The sequence below is a fragment of the Bacteroides sp. GM023 genome (assembly GCF_014750685.1).
Lineage (GTDB): Bacteria > Bacteroidota > Bacteroidia > Bacteroidales > Bacteroidaceae > Bacteroides.
This window is the reverse complement of the sequence record NZ_JAAXGE010000003.1, coordinates 606,462-627,420: the sequence shown is the minus strand read 5'-3', so window position 1 is coordinate 627,420 and position 20,959 is coordinate 606,462. Positions and strand designations below refer to the sequence as shown.

General features: G+C 38.9%; 31 protein-coding genes. 1 reads left to right on the top strand and 30 read right to left on the bottom strand.

All coding sequences use genetic code 11. The features are described 5' to 3' along the window. Nucleotides 1-8: 8 nt before the first annotated feature. The 8 genes from HC965_RS09315 to HC965_RS09280 form a co-directional block, all read right to left on the bottom strand. On the bottom strand, nucleotides 9-854 hold the full coding sequence (locus HC965_RS09315) for a hypothetical protein (protein WP_191031224.1): 846 nt from the start codon (nucleotides 852-854) through the stop codon (nucleotides 9-11). Nucleotide 855: 1 nt separating this feature from the next. Beyond that, complete coding sequence (locus HC965_RS09310) at nucleotides 856-2,214, bottom strand: hypothetical protein (protein WP_191031223.1); 1,359 nt, start codon at nucleotides 2,212-2,214, stop codon at nucleotides 856-858. Then, nucleotides 2,207-2,650, bottom strand: coding sequence for a hypothetical protein (locus HC965_RS09305; protein WP_191031222.1), 444 nt, complete (start codon nucleotides 2,648-2,650; stop codon nucleotides 2,207-2,209). The genes HC965_RS09310 and HC965_RS09305 overlap by 8 nt, the downstream gene beginning before the upstream one ends. 114 nt (nucleotides 2,651-2,764) lie before the next feature. Next, a complete protein-coding gene (locus HC965_RS09300) occupies nucleotides 2,765-2,980 on the bottom strand; it encodes a hypothetical protein (RefSeq protein WP_191031221.1) in 216 nt (71 codons plus the stop codon). Beyond that, nucleotides 2,967-3,116, bottom strand: coding sequence for a hypothetical protein (locus tag HC965_RS09295; RefSeq protein ID WP_223854790.1), 150 nt, complete (start codon nucleotides 3,114-3,116; stop codon nucleotides 2,967-2,969). The genes HC965_RS09300 and HC965_RS09295 overlap by 14 nt, the downstream gene beginning before the upstream one ends. Nucleotides 3,117-3,172: 56 nt before the next feature. Beyond that, nucleotides 3,173-3,379: a hypothetical protein gene (locus HC965_RS09290; RefSeq protein ID WP_223854788.1), complete on the bottom strand. Its 207-nt coding sequence runs from the start codon at nucleotides 3,377-3,379 to the stop codon at nucleotides 3,173-3,175. Between the two features lie 305 nt (nucleotides 3,380-3,684). Then, complete coding sequence (locus HC965_RS09285; RefSeq protein ID WP_191031219.1) at nucleotides 3,685-4,212, bottom strand: hypothetical protein; 528 nt, start codon at nucleotides 4,210-4,212, stop codon at nucleotides 3,685-3,687. Nucleotides 4,213-4,444: 232 nt separating this feature from the next. Next, a complete protein-coding gene (locus tag HC965_RS09280) occupies nucleotides 4,445-4,771 on the bottom strand; it encodes a trypco2 family protein (RefSeq protein WP_191031218.1) in 327 nt (108 codons plus the stop codon). Nucleotides 4,772-5,013: 242 nt separating this feature from the next. On the opposite strand from HC965_RS09280, the gene HC965_RS09275 reads away from it, so the two are divergent. After that, nucleotides 5,014-5,193, top strand: a complete 180-nt coding sequence (locus tag HC965_RS09275) for a hypothetical protein (RefSeq protein WP_191031217.1) — start codon at nucleotides 5,014-5,016, stop codon at nucleotides 5,191-5,193. Nucleotides 5,194-5,267: 74 nt separating this feature from the next. Here HC965_RS09275 and HC965_RS09270 read toward each other — a convergent pair whose 3' ends face one another. The 22 genes from HC965_RS09270 to HC965_RS09165 form a co-directional block, all read right to left on the bottom strand. Then, entirely contained in the window at nucleotides 5,268-5,663 is a 396-nt protein-coding gene (locus HC965_RS09270; RefSeq protein WP_191031216.1) for a type II toxin-antitoxin system HicB family antitoxin, read from the bottom strand. 63 nt (nucleotides 5,664-5,726) lie between these two features. Beyond that, nucleotides 5,727-5,927: a type II toxin-antitoxin system HicA family toxin gene (locus HC965_RS09265; protein ID WP_191031215.1), complete on the bottom strand. Its 201-nt coding sequence runs from the start codon at nucleotides 5,925-5,927 to the stop codon at nucleotides 5,727-5,729. 274 nt (nucleotides 5,928-6,201) lie between these two features. Next, entirely contained in the window at nucleotides 6,202-6,375 is a 174-nt protein-coding gene (locus HC965_RS09260) for a hypothetical protein (RefSeq protein WP_191031214.1), read from the bottom strand. 3 nt (nucleotides 6,376-6,378) lie between these two features. Beyond that, a complete protein-coding gene (locus tag HC965_RS09255; RefSeq protein WP_191031213.1) occupies nucleotides 6,379-7,122 on the bottom strand; it encodes an N-6 DNA methylase in 744 nt (247 codons plus the stop codon). Continuing rightward, entirely contained in the window at nucleotides 7,109-7,408 is a 300-nt protein-coding gene (locus tag HC965_RS09250) for a hypothetical protein (protein ID WP_223854786.1), read from the bottom strand. The genes HC965_RS09255 and HC965_RS09250 overlap by 14 nt, the downstream gene beginning before the upstream one ends. 129 nt (nucleotides 7,409-7,537) lie before the next feature. Further along, complete coding sequence (locus HC965_RS09245; protein WP_191031211.1) at nucleotides 7,538-8,038, bottom strand: hypothetical protein; 501 nt, start codon at nucleotides 8,036-8,038, stop codon at nucleotides 7,538-7,540. A gap of 543 nt (nucleotides 8,039-8,581) precedes the next feature. Next, on the bottom strand, nucleotides 8,582-10,336 hold the full coding sequence (locus HC965_RS09240; RefSeq protein ID WP_191031210.1) for a hypothetical protein: 1,755 nt from the start codon (nucleotides 10,334-10,336) through the stop codon (nucleotides 8,582-8,584). Beyond that, nucleotides 10,302-10,925 (bottom strand): hypothetical protein, encoded by a 624-nt coding sequence (locus HC965_RS09235; RefSeq protein WP_191031209.1) that lies wholly within the window; start codon nucleotides 10,923-10,925, stop codon nucleotides 10,302-10,304. Before HC965_RS09235 ends, HC965_RS09240 begins: the two co-directional genes overlap by 35 nt. Next, on the bottom strand, nucleotides 10,918-11,280 hold the full coding sequence (locus tag HC965_RS09230) for a hypothetical protein (protein ID WP_191031208.1): 363 nt from the start codon (nucleotides 11,278-11,280) through the stop codon (nucleotides 10,918-10,920). The genes HC965_RS09235 and HC965_RS09230 overlap by 8 nt, the downstream gene beginning before the upstream one ends. Continuing rightward, nucleotides 11,252-11,812, bottom strand: a complete 561-nt coding sequence (locus tag HC965_RS09225) for a hypothetical protein (RefSeq protein WP_191031207.1) — start codon at nucleotides 11,810-11,812, stop codon at nucleotides 11,252-11,254. Before HC965_RS09225 ends, HC965_RS09230 begins: the two co-directional genes overlap by 29 nt. Beyond that, nucleotides 11,809-12,492, bottom strand: a complete 684-nt coding sequence (locus HC965_RS26640) for a hypothetical protein (protein ID WP_223854785.1) — start codon at nucleotides 12,490-12,492, stop codon at nucleotides 11,809-11,811. Before HC965_RS26640 ends, HC965_RS09225 begins: the two co-directional genes overlap by 4 nt. After that, nucleotides 12,489-13,364, bottom strand: a complete 876-nt coding sequence (locus tag HC965_RS09215; protein WP_191031206.1) for a hypothetical protein — start codon at nucleotides 13,362-13,364, stop codon at nucleotides 12,489-12,491. Before HC965_RS09215 ends, HC965_RS26640 begins: the two co-directional genes overlap by 4 nt. A 119-nt stretch (nucleotides 13,365-13,483) precedes the next feature. Then, complete coding sequence (locus HC965_RS09210; RefSeq protein ID WP_191031205.1) at nucleotides 13,484-14,071, bottom strand: hypothetical protein; 588 nt, start codon at nucleotides 14,069-14,071, stop codon at nucleotides 13,484-13,486. A 21-nt stretch (nucleotides 14,072-14,092) separates the two neighbouring features. Further along, entirely contained in the window at nucleotides 14,093-15,565 is a 1,473-nt protein-coding gene (locus tag HC965_RS09205; RefSeq protein ID WP_191031204.1) for a hypothetical protein, read from the bottom strand. A gap of 2 nt (nucleotides 15,566-15,567) precedes the next feature. Beyond that, a complete protein-coding gene (locus HC965_RS09200) occupies nucleotides 15,568-16,482 on the bottom strand; it encodes a S49 family peptidase (protein WP_191031203.1) in 915 nt (304 codons plus the stop codon). Between the two features lie 52 nt (nucleotides 16,483-16,534). Beyond that, on the bottom strand, nucleotides 16,535-16,951 hold the full coding sequence (locus HC965_RS09195) for a hypothetical protein (RefSeq protein ID WP_191031202.1): 417 nt from the start codon (nucleotides 16,949-16,951) through the stop codon (nucleotides 16,535-16,537). A gap of 104 nt (nucleotides 16,952-17,055) precedes the next feature. After that, nucleotides 17,056-17,550 carry a transcriptional regulator gene (locus tag HC965_RS09190; protein WP_191031201.1) on the bottom strand — a complete coding sequence of 165 codons (495 nt, stop codon included), beginning with the start codon at nucleotides 17,548-17,550 and terminating at the stop codon, nucleotides 17,056-17,058. 313 nt (nucleotides 17,551-17,863) lie between these two features. Continuing rightward, nucleotides 17,864-19,102: a VapE domain-containing protein gene (locus tag HC965_RS09185; protein ID WP_191031200.1), complete on the bottom strand. Its 1,239-nt coding sequence runs from the start codon at nucleotides 19,100-19,102 to the stop codon at nucleotides 17,864-17,866. Then, nucleotides 19,095-19,805, bottom strand: a complete 711-nt coding sequence (locus tag HC965_RS09180) for a hypothetical protein (RefSeq protein ID WP_008647645.1) — start codon at nucleotides 19,803-19,805, stop codon at nucleotides 19,095-19,097. The genes HC965_RS09185 and HC965_RS09180 overlap by 8 nt, the downstream gene beginning before the upstream one ends. Then, a complete protein-coding gene (locus tag HC965_RS09175) occupies nucleotides 19,789-20,247 on the bottom strand; it encodes a hypothetical protein (protein ID WP_008647646.1) in 459 nt (152 codons plus the stop codon). The genes HC965_RS09180 and HC965_RS09175 overlap by 17 nt, the downstream gene beginning before the upstream one ends. Nucleotides 20,248-20,456: 209 nt before the next feature. After that, nucleotides 20,457-20,678, bottom strand: coding sequence for a hypothetical protein (locus HC965_RS09170; RefSeq protein ID WP_191031199.1), 222 nt, complete (start codon nucleotides 20,676-20,678; stop codon nucleotides 20,457-20,459). Between the two features lie 14 nt (nucleotides 20,679-20,692). Beyond that, nucleotides 20,693-20,953, bottom strand: coding sequence for a DUF4884 domain-containing protein (locus tag HC965_RS09165; protein WP_191031198.1), 261 nt, complete (start codon nucleotides 20,951-20,953; stop codon nucleotides 20,693-20,695). Nucleotides 20,954-20,959 lie beyond the last annotated feature (6 nt).

The window sequence follows — 20,959 nt, the reverse complement described above, 5'->3', positions numbered from 1 at the left end:
TACATCACTTAATGGTTACGTTTCAGCAAAGCATCCGCTTTGTATTTATCATCCAGCAATTTCATCAATACCCGGAGTAACAATGTTTCATCCGCTTTTTCTATATTTCCAAAAATACCAGACTCCGCTACTGAGAATAAAATCCCATTCATTCCCAAACTACGTTCTTTAGGTTTATTTGCAGCTTCCTGCTCCCTCATAAAGATGGATTCAAAAGAAATCTCCATTCCGTCGATAATAAACGTGCCTGTAAGCAAATAGCTACAGAAGAAAGCAAACCATGCATATACTCCCCATTGAATCTGTACCGGCATCATCCTCACTCTATTTGAATAGAAATTGATTCGCTCCTGTTTAAACTCTTCACGGTATTTACCATCAAAATCCGGCTTTCCGACTTTTTTCCCTGGATAACGATAAAGAATACCACACAAAGCCTGTAACATTGCAGGCTCCTGTGTGTCATTGTATCCGTTTAACATCATAACTGCACTACGAAATTCTCCAAACGTTAAATCACTACCATGAGAAAGCGGGCCTTTAAAATGCTTCCATTCAGGTAACAGATTCTTTGTACTTGAAAAGATAAGCTCCACTTCATTGCCTTCCTTTGATTCGCTCCACATCCAATCGAGTGTTAATGCCAGCTCATTAATCAAAATATAGTATTCATAACTATTCTTTCTCCGGATTCCACGATTAGAAAGGACGAAACGGCACCACTCACGTTTCACATCTACCAAAGTCGTTTTGGGATGCTCAACTAATTTCTGACGTAATCGGAGCAGGTACAACCATTCTGCCGGTAAAACGTCTTCCCAACAATCCGGGAATTCTATCTGTCTGTTCTTCATATCATACTTGATTTGTAGCCCGTTCGCCCGCTGTAACATTATCTTCCTTATTGATTACTTTGCGGTACATTCCAATGAAAATGCCTTTCTTATGTGGGAAATTTATCCGAATTGCATCATTCAAGGCTTCTAATGCTATTTCTTCCGGTATCTGCGTGTCAGCTCCATAAAATATCTTCAGCGCATATAACATTTGGCTTCCGCTATCTCCCTTGCCATCAATGATGATGTTAGACAACGCAGGATTAAGCCCAAACCCGCTTGTAGTCGAACTGTCTGCTATCCTTGATATTTCTGCCTGTGCCTTGATATACTTATCCACATTCATTTCAATCGGCTCAATTTTCCATGATTGCAGATTTCCGTCCTGGTCAACGAAGTCTACACAAGTAAAGAACTTACCTGCATTTTTCTTCCCCGCCATGACATCAGCTATCTTTTTAGTCAGTTCGTCTCTCAAACGATCTATTTCTGCATAAACCTGTTGCTCCGTCCATTCTTCATGCATGGCACGTACCATTTCATCCTTCTGTTTCCAGTACTCTTCCGGCTCATGGACGATATATGCAGATGCTATCAGATTCTCATTCAGATATTGGATAATTTCAGGAAGAGTATTTGCATCCAACAGCCAGGGGATAGAGCCGTGAAAGCTGGATATCGCATACATATTGCGCCCGAAACTGCGCATACTATGATACTTTACGGCTGTTTCAGCAATCAAAGGATTCCATTTATCAAAGATACTATATAGTACCATCCGCTTACTGGTATAGCTATCAAAATCCCCAACGAGGAACTGTTTCACGTCTTCCAGTCTCCGGCTGTCATTTTCCGGCCATACCATCCGACAGTCTGTACTATGAAGGGCTTCTAAACGAGTTATCCAGGGCTTTCCGATACGAATGGATTTAGCTGCGTAGTATTTCACAAATACCCCTTTCATGTGATTATATTCCACAAAAGCATTTCGGATATAGCTCCGGTAATCCCATGTTTCAAGCCACTCCTGTATCTCGTCATCTATCAACCATTCTTGCACGCGTTCGTTATTGATAACATTCACCCGATAAAGCATCGGGCCTTGTCCATACATTAAGCCCGTCTTTCGGTCTAAAATACCGGGGCCTAAATTATTCTTTTCAAGAATGTCTCGTACTGTCTTCGGTAAATTGTTGTCAATTCCCCAAGGAACAATGCGAACTCCGGCCACCGTTACCGGATCACCATCCCAATTCGAAGATGAGCCATTAAAAAAACTACTCAGTTCATTGTAATCTACACCCATGTGAATAGCATAGGTGCCGACTCCAGCATCAACAAACCGGAATCCGCCAATTTTCTCCTTTATTTCAGCCATTATAACTCAATTTTCTATTTTCCAATATACCTTTTAAACGAGCAATTTCCGCATCACTCAAGCCATACATAACTCTTGAAATCAGTCGGTTCAGACCGCCGTACATATTCTTTGCGTACCACTTTGTATTTTTCTTCACCGGATTCCGATTTGCTTTCATTCCCCAGACCGCCCGGTTTGTATCAACTTTATGCCGGTTCTTTTTATTCCCCGCAATTTCAAAAGCACGACCGTAAGAAAAGAAACTAACTCTCAGCCCCGGATTCTCCCCATCATGAAAAGTCTTGTAATCAATGCTATCATGCAGAGTATCCGTCTGCATGAGCTTGCGTTGCTCAATAGCTTCAGTCAATATATCACAAAGCCATTCGCCATGCTGTGATAATTCTTCTTCAATAAAAAGAGTCTTTAATTCCTTACTTTCGTTACTTTGCATTATGGTACTTACTATAATGCAAAATTACATCTGAAAACACCCTTAAAAAAGGACACAAAAAAGCCCCGAAGAGCCGGAGCTATCGGGGCATTATCTATAAATCGCCAATGGTGGTTATGAAATTTGATTTCGGGAAATATACGTTTCTTCGTCCAATTCACCGTTTTTTAAAGACTTACCATCTTTGCCGTTATATTTCAGTTTTTTATCTCCATATTTAACCATATCAGGTGTCATACCTGTTTCTGATTTAATTTCATCAATAACTAGAAATAACTCATGTAGGTTTTTCAGACCTGAAAGATAATAATGAATCTCACTGTCTTTCATTTGAATCTCCTTTCTCGTTTGCGACTATTCTTTGGTCATTCAAAGCCAAATCCACTTGATTGCGAAGTTCAATTAACTCTTCTCTAGCACATGTGCATATATATTTAGAATATAAAGCAATAGTATATTCTTCCATACTTTTTATGCCACCTGAATAGCTGCAACTTTTTATAATCTTGAATACCGGATTCCTCATATTCCACCCCCTTCCATCATAGATGTACTAATACGCACATTTACCCGGCTATTGCCTACGATGAAATTCATTTCACCGTTTTCATCTTTACTCGTCCAGACTTTATCGTGCCCGGAAGTAATCAAATCACTAATTTTGTTGAAAAACTCTTGAATTTTCTCTGCCTCTACGCATTTGGTGAGGACTTTTTTTCCTTTTTTCATATCTATCAATGTTTAGCATTTAGGCAGAAAAAAACGGCTGCCATTTCCCGTGTCGCTAAACATTGATAGATATCCTACTCCAAAGAGCAAAAATCCACATGGGAAGGCAGCCGCCTATTTTATATGTATCGTTTTCCTAATATCAGGAAAACGTTAGATATGGGCATAAAAAAAGCCCGCAACTATTGTGAGCATTAACCGAGCTCTTCGGGATAAGAAGCATCCTATCAATGTTTAGCACTGCAAATATGAGGATAATATTTGAAAATGCAAAAGATAAGTGATTTTTTTAATCAATTTCTTATTTACATTTCTTCCACTAGAAGCTTAAAGCAATCGCTAATCATAGATTGCTTTTTCTTATCAACTGAGAAATCCTGATAGCCATCACTTGTATATATTCTAATTGCCTTTATTTTTTTACCTACAAGTTGAAATATATCCATTCCAGAATAAGGTATATCTAACCCTAGTACCCCCGCAGGCTTTACTGCCGCAGTGGATGCTATACCAGCAATGGGTTTTACATCAGCCATTGCTTCTAACGTAACTTTGGAATCATCATCCGCCAAGAATATCGCTTTCTGTCCTTTTGAAACAATAATTATATCACGACATTGCCATAAAAGATGTAGCAATACTACTTTCCCTCTATTTTGAAGATAAAACATAGATTGCCCTCTGACATCTTTAAATGATTCTTTGCTAAGTCTTTCCTTGTCAGTAGTAATCACCTTTGTTCCTTCGAAAGGATCATCTTCAATAGATTTAATAGATTGCGCCATTATTCCAGACGAAAACATTAACAACAGTGCAAATAAAATTTTCTTCATAATATCAGATATTTAATAGTTAATAATTTCACTTTCTAGTATTTCTATTGTATTTTTGCCTAAAACATTAATTATGAATGAGATTGAATTAAGAAAATACTGCCTTGATCAAGCTGTGACTATCATTGGGTGGACGGCTACAACATTTCGGCCACGCCCCGAACTTAATCCGGTTATTCTTGCCGATATCTTATATCGCTATCTTACTACCGGCGAAATAATACAATTTGAATTACCGGGAACCCGTAGGCAAAGCAACACTCAATGAGAATTTTATTGAATTAACAGTTTCTTCGCTTTTTCCGTTACTAATTCCTGCCTTCAAAACATTTATCTTCAGCCCTCCTCCAACATCAGTCTTTTCCGATGCAACAACTTGAAGGTTAAATTCAATATCTTGAATAATACGACCATCATCAGAATACCGTGCTCCCTCTGTATGATTGTCCGGTATTGGATTAACAATTAGTTGCTGTAGAGTATCATTCTCTTCATTCAATTCTATCACGGCTGTTGAAATTTCCATCACCGTTTTTTTTATAAAATCTTTTAGTTCCATAATTTAAAAATCATCTCCTCATATCGTGCGCCAACCGGAACCACCCGGAACCCGATTGTTTACGGGTTACACGATATGAGGAGATGAATTTGTCGGTTTATATTTGGCAATGCAAATATGTGGATAATATTTGATGGTACAAAAGAAAAAGATTATTTTTGTGGAAAACATCAAACAATATGTTCGAAACAGAGTTAGCAACTTATTACAAGAATTTGGCACATCTTCGCGAATAAAATCCTTTGGGTGGTTTTGTCGTAATCAAGGGAGATGAAATTTTAGACGTATGGTTAAACGATCTTGATGCTCTCAAAGAGGGTGTTAAAGCATTTGGACGCATTCAATTTATGATTAAAGACATCAATGAAAAGCCTATAGATATTAGTAAATTTGGTAGTGCAAGCACTAAAATGAAATTATAAAAAAGGCTCTCACCTCGTGAAAGCCCTTATACTTGTCAAAGTTCTGCCTTCTGCCAATGAAGCAGAAAGGCAAATTATACAAAATGTATTGAACCCATTTCTTCAATAAATCCACGCAGTGCATTTTCAATCTTTTCTACTTGTGCCCGTCGTGGCTTTTTCAATCCTGAAGCATAATGTCCCAGTTGTTTCTGATTAATACCTGTAATTCTTTCCAAAGCGGCTTTAGTAAAAATACCGCTGTAATACTGCAAGAAGGATTGTACATCAAAAACCCATTCAATTTCCATATCGCCCTGTAATTCCACAGGAATTTTATCATTATACTTTTTGTATAATTCAACAGCTTCCAATATACTATTTTTAGCTTCTTGTACGGTATTGCCTTCACCGTAAATCCCTGGGATATTTTCAGCCCATGCGCCGAACAAATCAGCTCCTTTTTCGATAGTAACTTTAATTTTTCCCATTTAGTTAGAATTTTATTTGTATCATAAATCAATCAATCATATATGGTAAGGAAAGAGGGAGCTTTATTCAAGCTCCATATCCCTGATAATTTTCTTTCTTAACCCCTCTCCCATTTCTTTGGCACCGTGATAGGGAACCGGGTATCTAATACCATTTTTGTCTTCGTAAATCCGGTGGCTGCCTTCTGAAACTCCTGTCCATGTCCAACCTCTTTTTTTACCTTTCTTTGTTATCTGTCGATGAAATTCGGATGACTTTACCATATCAATTATTTTTTCAACACCACAAAGGTAGTAAAACTTCTACTATTTACAAATAAACAGTAGAAGTTTTACTACCTTTTAACAATCGTAATTTTATTACGTCAAACAACCGCCGTTTTTAGGCGTCAAACAATCCCGCCTTCTTTGGTCTGAAAGACAATCGCGGACTCCACTTTCCCCGGAGCGCAGCGCAGGGGCGACCGCAAAAGCATCCCACCAAACCCAAATAAAGGGCTTTGGGCTGCTTTTGCTGTCATTTTAGAGACTTTCTTGCCTATTCCAACACATTGCCTATCTTAGAAAGAACTATCTTATTTTCGCTTAATTCGACCTTAACTTTATCACCCTGTTTAAATCCAAATAGTTTCAAATATTCTCCTTTAAGATTAAAACCTATCGTGCCTTTTCCATTTTGCGGAAGTCGGACACATTGCAGAACTTTCTCCATTTCTTATTTTTTTGTGTAACGAACAAAGGAAATAGCCGGAACACTCTCAACAGGTTGTATCAGCCCCTTAACTGGTTGCGGTTTCAGTTCTGCTGCTTGTGTTGGGGCTTGATTCAATTTATCCGGATTGACTTCGTAAACAGTTGGAATCTTCGTAAAGCTGTCTACTATAACGCACCAATGATGCCAACAGTTGAAAGATAGCGTATTCATGTGTAATACTTCACCGTTGAGCGAATTTAAACAAAGGTTGATGATTGTCATTAAACAGCAACTATAAGAGATGTCCGCACCTACAAAAAACTGCTTCCTGTCCTGCTTGGCGGCAGATAGCAAAAGCCGTCCACTGCCACACGTGGGGTCATATACCCTCACATCTCCGCTTTTTCGCTCTTCTCCTGGCTTTACAGCTGTCGTTAGCTGTGTCATTAAATCACAAATAGGCATAGGAGTAAAAAACTGCCCGTTTCTCGAATCACTTAAAAATTCTTCGTAATAGTCTCCGAAAGGGTCGTCTAGCGGTGCGCTATCCATCTGCATAACAAGAGATGCAAAAGCCTGTGAAAACAAATTTAATTCTTCCCTGTCATACGGCTTTATAGTCTTGAAATAAAGTTCCTCTTTGCGTCCCATCGACAGACAACAAACAATTATTTGCAAAAAATCATCAAACACTTTTGCACGTCCATGGATTCGGGAAATACCCTCCAAGTATTCCCCGAAAGTTTTAAAGTCATTGTTTTTCATTCACTTGCAGATTAGAGAACACAAAACAAATCGGATAAAATTCTGATGGGTCGTTCTCCCCGTCCTGGTTATCTTCCTGCTGTTGCCTGTCTATCTGCTTCGGTGCACCCCATAAGCAAAGAGCGTGCGAGCCTTTTACAACCCGTTTCCCGGCTCTGTTCCATTGCTGCAACGTCTTTAGTTGTGTGTGCCCCGATTGGGCGTATATCTCCTTCAAACCGTCATTTACTGAACTAATAGCACCCTCTTTAGCTAATTGCTGAAGTGGTTTAGATAAACCTTTCAAAATCTCTCTTTTTTCTTGAATTGTTTTTGCTGAATCAAATAAATTTTCCATCTTTGCATTACGTTAAAAATTAAACAATCGTTTGATTTTTCCCCCTACGACAGTGCGAATGCCGTAGGGGGATTTTTTTTAGTTAAGTGATTCAAGCTCCGCCCGAATTTCATCCTCTGTTTTCTTCAAATGAATATTCAAATCATCCATCCAGTCCGCCAAAAGCTTAGATATAGATACAGGGTTTGAGGTCGAAATCGTTAATCCCTTTGCATCTACTAAAGTCAACTGCGCATTATTCTTATCATGCGAGATTGTGAACGCTTCCAACTGCTTGCGTTTTTCTCTGATTTCTTGGTACTTTTGACGTAGTAAATAAGTTCTATCTGCCTTATCCATTAAGGTATCAATACTCATTGCAGCAGAGGACTTTTTAGGGGCTTCAACAACTTCTTGTTTTACCGTTTTCTCTTGGGGCTTCTCTTTGACTTCGTTTTTCTCTTGCGGTTTCTCTTGCGGAGTGGTCGGAAGTAGTAACAATGGTATTGTTTCTTCTTTTTTGTTATTAGTCACTACATTACCCAAAACTGCGGCTTTGTTAGCCTGTGCGCCTTTTACGCTGTTTCCATTACTTTTCATTTTTGTTTTACGTTAAAAATTAAACATTTAAAAGGTTCAAAGTGCGAATTATCCCCTTTTGATTACATAACAAAGATACGAATTATATCTATAATAAACAACACATAAAAAACTATCACTCAGATAGTTAAACACATATCAGAAAATAAATACTTTCTTAACAGCTATGCTTCCACTAATTCCCCAAAACAACTTTTTTTTGATTTAAAACTACAACACGGTCGTGTTTCTTCCAAATTGGGGCGATATTTGTGCTCAAAAAGTCATTTGCAATATTTAACTAATTGATTTTCAGACATAAAACTATTTGCGGTTTCTAAAAAACCGCAAATGAAACGAAGTTCTGCCCGACACGCGCCGACCCCTTTTTGCGGTCGCAAGCCCTTTTTGGGGCGGGAAATATGACTAAATCTTTACAATTCCACCACTATCGCATTTTCCCCAAAGAAAATGCCACCTATCTGCCTGCCCCAGGCAGGTGCGCATGAAAAAGCCCCGCTATCTTCACAGACCACGAGGCTAACCATCCGAATAAAAAACGAACTACATCCTAGACGCAACAGACAGGTTGCGTCCTGTCTTCCATATCCGTATCCACTCTTTACGAAGCACAAGATATTTCAGGGCATCCGTCAGATTGGTTGATTCTTTGGGCAACCGGTTTGTAGGCAGCTTGTCTCCGGTCTTTAGTTTAACTATCTCTGAGCTACCATCAGAACGGGTCACAGTCTTTGTGCCTGTTATCTCCATCTCACTCTTTAGATTGGAGCAATTATATTGATCGAATTGGATAGTAAACAATCCACGTTCTAAGTTGCCACTTAATAAATCCATGAAAAAGCGATATTCCAAATTACTACCTATGTTGCCTTGTCCAAGACTCATTAACTGTACTTGCCATCCAGTACGTGAGCCATCAGCATAAAATTCTATATTCTTTTTTATTTGAGTAGCCATGTCCGCTTTAACCTTATGATAGTTATTCATAGAACGATCATAATAGAGTTTCAATATTTTCCGTTTATGCGGTTTAAAATACTCCAAGAAATTATCTGCTAGCTCTCTGGCTGTATTGGGTGGTAACGTATATAGTTCTTTCAATACCTTGTATTTCTTTTTATCTTGTTGCCCCAACACCATAGACAGCATATTACCTGAGTCCATACCGGCTTCAAGCGGTCGATTCATATCCAGGTGTCTAAGCACCGTACAATCTTCCTTCCAGCCTAATGGTTTATTTTCAATAATCTCATTGATAAACCCATCAGCATAAAAATGTCGGATAGCCAAGTTACAATAAAACATTTGTCCAGCTTCCAACTTGGGAATAATCGAAAGAATATTGCAAAGAATTCCTTCAAGTCCTTCGGAGAATTCATCACTAAACCAATCCAGTCCCAAAACATCTGCGTTGACATAAGAGGATGAAATGAAGAAAAAGGATGTACGTGAGCGTGTCTTAATCCATCGCTCTTCCCACCGCTTCATATTACGTCCTGCGAGCTCCAGTGCCCGCTGAAGTTTATTGAGACTAGGTGCTAATGATTTATCAAAGCGATATTTCTTATGCACTTCATTATATTCCTGCAAGGTAGCCACATATGTCTTTTTCGTCTCATTATAGACAAATCCGGCTTGTAGCATCAGCAGAATTTTATCTTTATCATTCTGTTTGGCCAGTTTCAGAACCCAGTCATATTCGCCAATATGGTTGGGATTAGGCATATCGGTAGTAAGAGTACGGCTACGATACCAAACATTCATTCCATATTTTACCCTGAAACCTCGTACAGCCTTCAACAGATTCGTGAATTTCTCTTCCGGGAAGTACTTTACTTCATCACCGAACACACCGACATACGAACGTCCCGCACCGATAGAGGGCCTGTCTAAAGAGATAAAGGTAAAGTTGAATCCGGTATAGAAAACCATAGTGTTGCGCCAGTCCGTGCACACATTATACATCCTTTCCTGCCATTCTTTAGGCGGTTCCTGATTGATAACATAGTGAGTACCGATTTCCCACCCTAGCAGAGAAAGTCCATCTATAAGCGAGGGAATGACATTCTTATGTAAATCTGAGTACGTATCGGCTACCCATGCGAACGGTGCTCCCTGGCAATCCTGTGCAGCTTCTTGCACACGTTCCGCTAACACCTGTACTGTTTTAGCGGATGCACGCCCGGCAATCCAATAAAGCGCCCACGGCATCATTATTGATATGAGCTGTGCCATCCAATTCGAGTATCGCTGTTCTACTTCGTCAGTCGATGTCTTTAGTTTTTGTTTCCTGGTCATCGAGCATTTCAATTATATCCACATCAATCACTTGCGCATCTCTCTTTAAACGAACTTTCTCCCTCTCCGGAATATCAGGAATAGAATCAATCTGTTCAGCGAGCAATTGCCTGTTAACCTGTGGAATTCCTACGGCCTGCGTATCAAGCATATAAATTTTGATAGGTTTATCGCTTACTTCCTTCCGTTTTTGCGGATCAGGTTTATCAAGTTGTTTGATTTTAGCTGCCTGTATCATCAAGTTTCCATACACTTCCATATCTTTAGAAGAATGTGCATTTATTAATACCACCTGTGCCGCTTTCTGCAGATTGTCATACATTATATTTCGGTGGGCGTTATTTTCTATTGAATCATTCGCAAAAAACAGGTTTATAGCTTCATTGTACATTTCCCTGGCTCTAGCCCTTTTTACCTGAAAAGGATCATGCATAAGGAAAGATATTGCATTATCCTTACCGTACTTTCGTTGTATGCCAATCAAGGCGTACAGCGCATTATAATAGTCCATCTCATCATCCGTAAGCTCCATTGAACAACCGGATGCCAGATAATCCTGTAACCTGTCAAAATAAGAAGTCTCAAACATTCTCTATATCTCCGAAAAAAACTTGGTTAATCGCATTCTTAAAACCGACTTCACGACGTAGTTTATCAAGCCGCTGCGCCTGAGTTACATTATCACCAACTTCAGCACTGGCCGTCATTGATAGTCCTTCCTTAGCCTGTTGTATCAACTGTCCGCGTTCATAGTGATATTTCAGCGGGGAACCGACCAAATTAAAATACCACTCAAAATCATTCAGAGGAACATTGTAAAACATGGCTATCTGCTTAGGAGTGTATCCTATAGCTGCCAGCTTTTCATATTCATCAAAGTTAATCCGGTCATACCATGCCGGATTTTCTCTCCACTTAACCAATTCGTCCGCAACGAAACTCATAGACTTCCTTACTTTTTAAAAATACATATTGTTCTTCCATCGCATTCTCACCATAGTTCCCACTCCCTTCCACAACAAAAAAGCCTTTCGGTGTATCCAAACAAGTAATCTTTTTATGGCTCCACGCAAAAGACAATTCAATAACTCCATCTTGATGGAGCGCCATCAACCTTTCAAAAATCTTAGGCATACGAAACTTTATTGTCTCGGAAATATGTAAATGAATACTCCCGATAGCCCCTTTGTCCTTCCATCGGAGCAACGCATTGATTATGCGTTCATTGGTTGAATAAGTAGCTATATACAGGTGCTCCAAATATCCGGTATTCCTAAGCAAGTAAACAATAAAAGTAAATGCTGTAAAACTTTTCCGTGTCTCAATAAAAAAAACTTCATTCTCTCTTGGAAGTCTGCCACATAGCTCCTTGAGATTATTCAATTTATATGTTTGAAGCATTTCAAACCGCTTCGAATACATCCGTGATTCTCGCAGTTCTTCACGCAGTTCGTTCAAATCAAAATAATAACTCATTCAAGTAAACGGTTCACTTCTTCCAATTCAACCTTGTAGCTTGACAATCTTTCTTGGCGCTCAATATCCAAATGCGGTTTATCTCCTTTATTCAACTCGTTAGTAACCCGCCAAATGTTGTTTTCTATCTGCTTTTGACGTTTTACAAGTTCTTTTATCGGTAGTCCTAATAACTCTTTTCTTCGTTTAAACTCATTAAAAATCGGATGCTTCCCCAATAGAGTTTTGTTCTGTTGGTAATAATTCAGTTCGTCCCATATCATCCGGTTTTCAATATAATTATCTATCAACTGTCTACTGACAGAAGCACATTGATTCAGATTAGTGCAGTCATGTAGTTGAGAATGCAGTTCGACATAGGTATGGTAGCGTGAGAATTTTCGCGAAGCAAGAGCTTCCAATTCCACCGGGCATGATTTATCGTTTAAAAAAGAGAACTCATCACGGAAAGACTTCGGTTTTCGGCTGAATGTTATCTCCGTTTCTTTCCAATTGGCCGTAAATTCCTGATTAATTCCATATTTCTTGCAAAGAAATGCAACCATCATTCTTTTGTTTCCTGAAGGGTTAGAACGAACAAGACGCAATGTCAATGAGGATACGCCCGATTGTTCCATCAGGCGTATTCCTTCTTGAGCATTTGCACCACTCTTCAGCCAAGCTATAACGGTTTCCTTCACTCTTCAAAATCTGATTTATCCGGAAACATACCAAGCAGATATTTCATAAGAAAATCTGAATATCCACTTTCTGCATTATTCAGGAACATTTTCTTTGATACCAGTTCCTCAAACTTCTTAGAATCCGGCTGTTTGGATATGATGGATAATGCAATATTATCACTTTGCCAGTTCAGTTCGATAGAGGAGATTGGTTCAGTGCCAAAAAGAGTATTAAAATAGACAGATGAAATCAGATAGCCACCTGCGTTCAGTTCAGGGAACCTTTCAAACATATCCACAAGTTTCTGTTTCTGATAAACAACAGGAGTATGTGTTCCAAAATCTAATTTAGGGAAGACCGCCAGCAGTTCAACGGTACGAAGCATATTTTCTTTATAAATCCCTTTATAAAGTTCCGGTCGTAAGAACCCTTTATTTTTAGGAATCTCAAAGTGTGATAACATCACCGGAGCAACAAGGTAAATATCATCATTCGACCAAATGAATTTATCTGTAACTTCATCGGCAGCTATCGCCAACTTCAACTTCTCCAGCGCATCAATCTGAGGATTATCAGACACACAATCATGTTCAATAACCGTAACTTCATCACTCATCCATTCTTCCCGGTCGCCAATAACCACAACGTTGACGCCAAAACGTAAGAATTTATGCAAAGAGCGCAATGCCATTCTTAACTCGTCTCCTTGTGCTTTTTCCTTGACATAAGGGATTACGACTGTTACATGCTCCATAGTGATGAAATTCTCTTTAGCGTCCGAGTCCTCATTTGGTCTGTCCTCAACTTTAAATGTGGGGTTCTCCTCAGAAGTCTGTTTTACTTCCAACTTGGTTTCTACCTTTTCTTCTTTTTCTTTTTTTGTTCTCATGTTCTTGATTTTTTTGATACACAAAAGTATCATTATCCCAATACAGGCAAAAGGACACAAAAAGAGGTGCTATATCCCGTAGAATATGCACCTCTTTCCAATACAACCAATAAACTTAATTACAGACCACCCTTAGATGAACCTGATACGGTACTCAATCCCAATACTGCATTGATTTCCTCATTATCAGTAGCCGGGATAAGGCTTTTGGCAATGTGACCAATCGTAGCCCCACGCAGAGAGCTTGCCAGGTTAATAGTGTTCTTGTCACCCTCTTTGTTATCTTGCGAATCTGCTTTTGTAAGTTTCAACGGAGTACAAGGAGTACCCGCCACCTTTGCATCCTCGCCTGAGCACCCAAAGACAATAGCCCCCAAATCCTCATTGATATTGTTGTTTACAAATTCGTCATGTTCAACTTCCGTTCCCGGATGTTCATAATCTACATGATGAATAAAGCCGCGTGCATCGTCTTCTCCTTCACTGGTGTGATAGATGTTGATTGTGGAATCCGTTGCATAGACTGCAATAGGTTTCTTACCATCCATCAAAGCGAATTCCTTGACCCGTACTCCCTTTTCATCACGTGCGTATGTCTTTACATCGTTCCAACGAAAATAGACAATATACGATTTCTTACCTTTCGGACGCCCTGCATTCGATGACTTTTTAGGAACCGAAGCAAACTGATATACTGTTTCTGCCATAATTTAAACTCCTTTCATTGATTAAAGTCCACCAGCTTCGGATGCGGATGCACCTGAAGCGGTAGGTGGAATATATGCGAAAATAGCTTCTGCAATCCAAAAACCGGTAGCTTCCCACCATTCCGCAAAGATTTTCACTTTATAGTTCTCTCCCTGCATCCAAATCTTTGTAGCCTGCGGGTCTTTGCTCCGCAGATGCTTGAAGTTTTCTTTTGGAGTAATAAAGAATACTCCGGTACCGCGCATACCTTCAAGCGGAGCAAACGTGAATTTTGAAAAATCAACCTTCACCTTTTCCCCATCTTCATTCTTCAGCCAGGGATATTTTTTACGGTATGCTTTTCCATAGCGTGTTACAATATCCGGATCGGCATGGATAAACATCTGCTTCTTCTTGTACAACGGTTTAACTTCTTCAACCGCCTTGTCGATCTGATCCACCAACTGTTCATCCGACAGTTTCTCATCATTAAGCAGCCAGGTGATAGCCTTATTCCCTGCTTCCTTCAATGCAACAAGCTGAGTTACATAGCCATCCATAACTTCATTGGCGTCCGTAGCATCATCTCCGTCTTTCACAGCCTTAGACTCAACGAACTTACCTGTAGCCAAAGCAACTTCACGCTCTTCATCCAATTTAGGAAACACAAGCTGATTCAGGATATACTTCACAACCGGCATATCTTCCGGCTTCAAGTTTTCATCGTACAGGTATCCGATAATATCTTCCATCACATCGGAAGGAACGATGGCAACATTGATTTTACATTTGAAGTTCTTAATGGTGAGCGGGGTGAACTTTGATTTCCCTTTGGGTGTCCAGTGTGGGGTGAACTGTTGCAGTACTGAGTCGATTGCCGCCTGTTGTGCGCGAACTTCCACTTTGTCAGTTGCAATAGTCGTCATGTACTGCGTAGATTCGGTCTTACCCATCAAACTACGAAGTATTTCCAGGCGTTCACTATTCACATACTTACCAAATTCATTCTGTAATTCAGTAGTTTCAATAGTAGTATTGCCTGAATAAGAAGCACCCGGTTTGCCATAATAAATAGCATCAACATATTTATTATGCGCCAAATTCATATCCGGTTTAAATCCTGTTCCCATATTCGCCGCATTTGTTCCTGCTACAACCTTTCCCGCATCAGCCGTTTCTTCTTTTTCCAATTTGGCAATCTTAGCTTCAGCTTCAGAATTCTCTTTTTCCAATTTGGCAATACGTTCACGGGCTTCTTTCAGTTCTTTCGCACTTTGCTTCTTGTCAGCTTCCATTTCAACGAGAAGTTCTTCTGTAACCGCACTCTCTGCAGTTTTACCTTCTTTTTCGAACTCGGAAAGATCCTTTTTGAATTCTTCCACGAACTTCTTCCCGTATTTCTCTTCCAGTTTAGTCTCTTGCTCCTTGCTCATAGAAGATTTTCCATCTTTGTCTTTAGCAAAAGCAGAGATTCCCAAATAGCCAAATACGGCAGCAACTACTTTTTCAAACATAATTATGCACTTTTTGAATTAATATATTCATTTACATACGCATCTCTGCGCAATTCTCTCACTCTTCCCAAGGCAAAATCCTTGGTACCGACCGAATCAATCAAGCCATTTTCTTTGGCGTCGTTCGCATAGAACATGCGCCCGGCAATGATCCCTTCTGTTTCGAGGTTAAGTTTACTACCTCTTCTATTTTTAACTGCTTCTTGGAACCCTCTTGCGAGTGGATCAAGTTCTTCTGTTTTGATTGCATCATATTTTCCCTCCTTCGCCGCTTCAAACGGCCCGTTTTTATAAGATGATAAATTACTGTAGATTGTATGTACCTTGACCCCAACGTTTTCATAGTATTTGGCATAATCAGGAAAACTCATCATCACGCCGATAGAGCCAAATTCTGAAGAGATTGTATTAGATGCAATAATTTCGTCACAATAACAGGCCACATAATAAGCAGCAGATGCACACAAATCACAATATGCGACCACACATTTCTTTTTTTTCTGTGCATACTGAATCGCATCAACAAGCGGGGCGATAGCATCAACGCTACCGCCACCGGAATCTATGTCAAGCAAAATACCAGAAATTTTGGGAGAATCTGCTGCCTGATTTACCATCTCTGCCACTTCAGTAGTTCCATAACTACAGTATGAACCATATTTCAACATAGAACCTTGTAGTCCTATAATGGCCACACTGTCTTGCGGCGCATCTGAAAAATCATGTCCGGTTTTCATTTCCGTTTCAGACATCGCACATACAACTATGGGAGACTTATCAGATAATTGTGTTATATCTTCATTCTCGACTCCTCTTTCCAGAAGAAGATTAACCAAGATTTGGTTGGCTTCCACATCCCGGAATGAGATAAACCATTTACCTCTCAAAACAGCACTATATAAAGAAGAAAAAGCCATGTAATTTTATACTTTATTTGTTTGATACAAAATTACAATGACTTAGTACCTATTAAAAGGACTTCAAGAACTTTGAGAACTCGGCACTAGAGCGTTTTATTGATAGAGTGATGGCGGCAGGAGAACCACTTCTCTCAATAGAAAGCAGTACCGGATTTTTATCCGTTCCAACCACTTTCTTCTCTCCATTGGTATAATCAATACGAAGTATTCCATATCCACCGCATTGTTCCCTGATAAGTGTTTCATTCGCTTCGCTCGAATCTGTACAAGTAGCGTTCAACTCTTGTTGCACCAATTCTCCCGGTGCAGACCTTGTTTCTTTCAACTCACATTTGGATATATTAAAATCTATCCAGTTGCCGGAAACGGAGATGGAACTGGCACCCAAACAATCATCAATATCCGCATCGTCTATTGAAAGATAGGACATTGCGCATATTTGTGCTCTTTTATCATCTAAAATCATAGTCTATATATCTAATAATGAATAATTTACTTAAAACCATAAGTATAAAAAAGGTAAAAAACATCTTTTTGCTTATAGATTAATCGTAAAAAAGATACAATCACCTAGAAAAGAGACAGTTGTATTTCCTTATTTACCTCTTTTATCATCTTTTTCCGGTTTCTATAATCGTATTTCTTTACCGCATCATAGTTTATTGCGTTATTTTTAATGTTATATGCCATCAAAAACGCTTTTATAATCTTATCTTGCTTGAATCCCTTCTCATATCCCGCAACAAAATATTCGCGAATACGAAGGCGGAAAGATGCTTCAATGTAATCCTGCAACATCCTTTGTTTCCATTCAGGAATATACAGAAAGTTTTCATTTAATATGAAGTGGTTCCATTCCTGTGTTGGCAAATATAGTGTAATTGGATTCTCTTTCAAAGGAAGACGTGGCGGACGGTCTTTTATTGTCACCATCGACTGAATCATTTTTCCGAGATCATTGGTAGTTGCTACCATTACTCCACCTTCTTTTCTACACCCAAACTCATGATATAAGTAATCATGTAAATAGGGCGCTAGTTCTATTGTTACATTTGGTTTTTCCATATTCCTCGTTTTTTTTAATAATTCCCCATACTAGCTTACAACCTACAACTTACACATAAAACATTGAGAACAAACACTTTGACCTTATCCAACCGGTTGTAACCATCAATGCGGTTGTAAGTGGTTGTAAGCAGGTTGTAAGCGAATATTAAACAACCTGCTTACAACCTTTAAAAGTCTGATTATAAACAGATTATCACTCATATTTTATAAAGGTTGTAAGGTTGTAACCACATTTTTAATTATTTTTCTCTTAAAGAGTTTTTTATATATTAGACCTTATGATCTAATATACATATATACAAATATCTGATTAATAGAGTTGTACTACCTTATATCCATAGCGCGTGCCCATTCCTGGCAGTTTCTTGCCTATACGTTCATATCCTAGCTGGCGCAGTGCCTGTCCAATAGTTATATCATCAATACGTGTCATAGAACTGGTTATCTTTCGTGCAGCTTTCAGTTCCCGAACAATGTCCATCGGCATGCGGAACAAAGGTTCTTCATCTTCCTCCGGTTTCCGATACCATTCCTTCACCAATTTATATGCAGTAGACTCAATCACATACCTTGCATTATATTCCTGAAAGTCATCATAATCTTTTCTATTAAAGGTATAATCAAAAGTTCCATTGTATAAGGTCACGGCTTCCGCCCAAAGCTGATCCACGTCAACGGCTTCTCTGTAATCCCCAATTTCGTCAATCTCGATTGCGGCAATTCTACGGAGAAGTCCGGAATCCGAATTGAACAGAAAGCCGCCCATCTCCTGTGTCTTATTACTGGTGAAAGCACAGGAAGCAATACGTTGCATCTTTGTGGTGAAACTTTCTCCGGGTAACTTGATGTCAACCATGAGCCGGCTCATGTTATTTTTAAAACTGTTCTCTGTTGATTTTGTTATTCCGACAAACTCATCAAAGTTGATAATAAAGCGGGAAACAAAACACTCTGTCATTCTGAATATACGCTCGTCTTTATCTGAAACAACATAGTACTCTTCCAAACACCGGGGTATCAGAAACTCAATCAATGTAGTCTTGCCTATTCCACCTTGAGCATTAACAAATCCAATTGCTACATCATTCTGCCGCTTACCATATATTTGCGCAACAACAGCTACCAACCACTTTTTTACCAGGTATTTCATCCGGTCTTGATAAAAAAGTGAATCTTCTTTATCTTTAAAGTCATGTGCCCGGAGAAAACTGCAATACAAATCTATTTGGCTGACACCATTCCATTTGTTTTGTAAGCCATCGAAGTATTCTGTTACCGGATTATAGGCTGTCATCTGATTAGGAGAAGTCAATATTGCTTTTAATAATGACTTACTGCAAGCCAAACCATCGTCAATCATATGCATATAAATATCATTTTCTGTGATAGACGTTGTGTACTCACGTTCTTTACTCTCTATATACGATTTTGAGTGATCGAATATGTTGATTTTAATTTCATAGTTCATATCCAACCACTCTTTCACCGCTTGTACCTTTCCAGCAGCTTTGGCAGCCGAAGAAGTTTTTGCCAGTCCTCTTTTAGCCATTATTTCCCCATCTTAATCGGCGGTTTTCTCCTGGGAGTTCCACCACATTAAACATTTCGTCCATTCTCGTTCGGATGAAATTACCATACCTTTGCGCAGTAACCTTTCCTTTTACATCTCTTGCAGCTTCAAGTGTATCAAGAGTAAAGTTCGAAGTAGCGTAAGTCCTACCACCATATTCATACCTGATAGCAAACAGGTCTATAACCGGCTTGACTACATTTCCATAGTCTTTCATCTCCAAATTTTCACGTCCCAACTCATCAATGAACAAAGGTCTTTCTCTTAGACCAGTAATTCCACCTTCAGATTGAAGTAATTCTATCAGTTGCTTTGCATGAATAGTTTCAGTTATCTTACGAGTGAGATAATCCTGTACAGACAAATAGGAGTACATCAATAAGGATTTGCCGCATCCGACTTTTCCCATCAAATATATGCCTTTATGTACATTCCACTTGCAATTCCCCACATCTCCGGTCAGATAATAATATAACTGACGAATTATGTCCTTATTGTACTGGTCAACAATGAATGTTGACTTAATACCTCTTTGCATCATTATAGCTTCTGCCTTTGCTTTCAATAGCGTCCAAAACTCGATGTCAGAAATATGAGAATAATGAAAAGCCCATAGCTCCCGATCCAGTTCTTGCTGCTTTTGTTTGCAGGTATTAATGAAGTCACTAAAAGTCGCTGTCATGGGTTATCTCTTTAGGTGGGTTAGTATAGCTATTATCAGTCACTTTAAAAAACTTAGGATAACTACCAGCCATAGCGAAGTTCAAATATCTAATTGCTATATCCGGGCTTCCTTCACTTATTTCATCAAGATAGTCCAAAACCTTCTGTTCTTCCCTGCTTTTATAGGTCTTACCAAACGTTTCAAGACGGTATTCTTTCCAATATTGCCAAGTCTGCAGAAACTCTTCTTCTTCGAATGGTAGTTTGATTTCAATCGGCTCTATGGGATTCTGCATTAATTCGTCAAACTTCATTGCCTGCTCCTTCAGTTTATCCCATTCTTTGATAAACTTTGCTATTTTTTGTTGTGCAATAGCAGGAATACCGCCATCAATATAAGCATTAAACTCATTAGTGGCACATTCAAACTGTTTCCATAATATATTCCAAACTTTCTGCATATCTTCAGCTATTTAAGTCATTCTAAAAAAGACCGGGGATTTCACCCGGTCCCAATGAACAAACCCAAACTGGGGCTGATACCCAACAGCTCTCCTTAAAGCTGGCATATTAAAGTTAGTTATTTATAATTGACTCCTGAAGGAGCATTTTTCACACAAATACTTGAAGGTTTATAAAGAACTTGCAAGTTCATTCAGTTTTATTTTAATTAAAACGGAAGGTCATCACCCAGCGCCGGACGACAATCTCTAACCGTAAACTTGTTTACTTCAAAAGATTTGATAGAGCAAAGAACATAAGCCTTTCTATTCAAAGATTCAGCTAATCGTTTAGCCTCTGTCTCTGCACTTGTCAGATCGTTGTGTTTATACGCCGGGCTATGTTCACCCTCTACATATACCATGAAGAAAAAATCTTCTTTCTCATTCATATTTCTATTATTAGTTAATTACATAGTGTTTGAACCTTTTTAGTTCTTACCATTTTCCCGTTACGATACGTTTTTGAGTACTCTACTTTACCACTTGTATTCGTAAAATAAACATAGCGTTCACAATCGTAGAACCGATATACTTTTACTCCATCATATTCAAAAAGAAGTTTTACTCCTTTTTCAGCTACAATCTCATCATTTGTTTTTATGGTATCCCTTGTGCATCCAATAAGCAAACAAGTGGTGATTATTAGTGTCATTATTTGTTTCATTCCTTC

Bases quoted from the DNA above. Each gene is read 5' to 3' on its own strand.
- HC965_RS09290 (WP_223854788.1), bottom strand. From the start codon at position 3,379: ATGAAAAAAGGAAAAAAAGTCCTCACCAAATGCGTAGAGGCAGAGAAA.
- HC965_RS09280 (WP_191031218.1), bottom strand. From the start codon at position 4,771: ATGGAACTAAAAGATTTTATAAAAAAAACGGTGATGGAAATTTCAACA.
- HC965_RS09170 (WP_191031199.1), bottom strand. From the start codon at position 20,678: ATGAATGAGAAAGAAGATTTTTTCTTCATGGTATATGTAGAGGGTGAA.
- HC965_RS09300 (WP_191031221.1), bottom strand. From the start codon at position 2,980: ATGAAAGACAGTGAGATTCATTATTATCTTTCAGGTCTGAAAAACCTA.
- HC965_RS09235 (WP_191031209.1), bottom strand. From the start codon at position 10,925: ATGTTTGAGACTTCTTATTTTGACAGGTTACAGGATTATCTGGCATCC.
- HC965_RS09230 (WP_191031208.1), bottom strand. From the start codon at position 11,280: ATGAGTTTCGTTGCGGACGAATTGGTTAAGTGGAGAGAAAATCCGGCA.
- HC965_RS09210 (WP_191031205.1), bottom strand. From the start codon at position 14,071: ATGGCAGAAACAGTATATCAGTTTGCTTCGGTTCCTAAAAAGTCATCG.
- HC965_RS09245 (WP_191031211.1), bottom strand. From the start codon at position 8,038: ATGAAAAGTAATGGAAACAGCGTAAAAGGCGCACAGGCTAACAAAGCC.
- HC965_RS09225 (WP_191031207.1), bottom strand. From the start codon at position 11,812: ATGAGTTATTATTTTGATTTGAACGAACTGCGTGAAGAACTGCGAGAA.
- HC965_RS09200 (WP_191031203.1), bottom strand. From the start codon at position 16,482: ATGGCTTTTTCTTCTTTATATAGTGCTGTTTTGAGAGGTAAATGGTTT.
- HC965_RS09270 (WP_191031216.1), bottom strand. From the start codon at position 5,663: ATGGGAAAAATTAAAGTTACTATCGAAAAAGGAGCTGATTTGTTCGGC.
- HC965_RS09215 (WP_191031206.1), bottom strand. From the start codon at position 13,364: ATGAGAACAAAAAAAGAAAAAGAAGAAAAGGTAGAAACCAAGTTGGAA.
- HC965_RS09240 (WP_191031210.1), bottom strand. From the start codon at position 10,336: ATGACCAGGAAACAAAAACTAAAGACATCGACTGACGAAGTAGAACAG.
- HC965_RS09260 (WP_191031214.1), bottom strand. From the start codon at position 6,375: ATGGAGAAAGTTCTGCAATGTGTCCGACTTCCGCAAAATGGAAAAGGC.
- HC965_RS09205 (WP_191031204.1), bottom strand. From the start codon at position 15,565: ATGTTTGAAAAAGTAGTTGCTGCCGTATTTGGCTATTTGGGAATCTCT.
- HC965_RS09185 (WP_191031200.1), bottom strand. From the start codon at position 19,102: ATGGCTAAAAGAGGACTGGCAAAAACTTCTTCGGCTGCCAAAGCTGCT.
- HC965_RS09285 (WP_191031219.1), bottom strand. From the start codon at position 4,212: ATGAAGAAAATTTTATTTGCACTGTTGTTAATGTTTTCGTCTGGAATA.
- HC965_RS09310 (WP_191031223.1), bottom strand. From the start codon at position 2,214: ATGGCTGAAATAAAGGAGAAAATTGGCGGATTCCGGTTTGTTGATGCT.
- HC965_RS09255 (WP_191031213.1), bottom strand. From the start codon at position 7,122: ATGAAAAACAATGACTTTAAAACTTTCGGGGAATACTTGGAGGGTATT.
- HC965_RS09295 (WP_223854790.1), bottom strand. From the start codon at position 3,116: ATGGAAGAATATACTATTGCTTTATATTCTAAATATATATGCACATGT.
- HC965_RS09265 (WP_191031215.1), bottom strand. From the start codon at position 5,927: ATGGTAAAGTCATCCGAATTTCATCGACAGATAACAAAGAAAGGTAAA.
- HC965_RS09315 (WP_191031224.1), bottom strand. From the start codon at position 854: ATGAAGAACAGACAGATAGAATTCCCGGATTGTTGGGAAGACGTTTTA.
- HC965_RS09175 (WP_008647646.1), bottom strand. From the start codon at position 20,247: ATGCAGAAAGTTTGGAATATATTATGGAAACAGTTTGAATGTGCCACT.
- HC965_RS09180 (WP_008647645.1), bottom strand. From the start codon at position 19,805: ATGACAGCGACTTTTAGTGACTTCATTAATACCTGCAAACAAAAGCAG.
- HC965_RS09165 (WP_191031198.1), bottom strand. From the start codon at position 20,953: ATGAAACAAATAATGACACTAATAATCACCACTTGTTTGCTTATTGGA.
- HC965_RS09190 (WP_191031201.1), bottom strand. From the start codon at position 17,550: ATGGAAAAACCAAATGTAACAATAGAACTAGCGCCCTATTTACATGAT.
- HC965_RS09195 (WP_191031202.1), bottom strand. From the start codon at position 16,951: ATGATTTTAGATGATAAAAGAGCACAAATATGCGCAATGTCCTATCTT.
- HC965_RS09305 (WP_191031222.1), bottom strand. From the start codon at position 2,650: ATGCAAAGTAACGAAAGTAAGGAATTAAAGACTCTTTTTATTGAAGAA.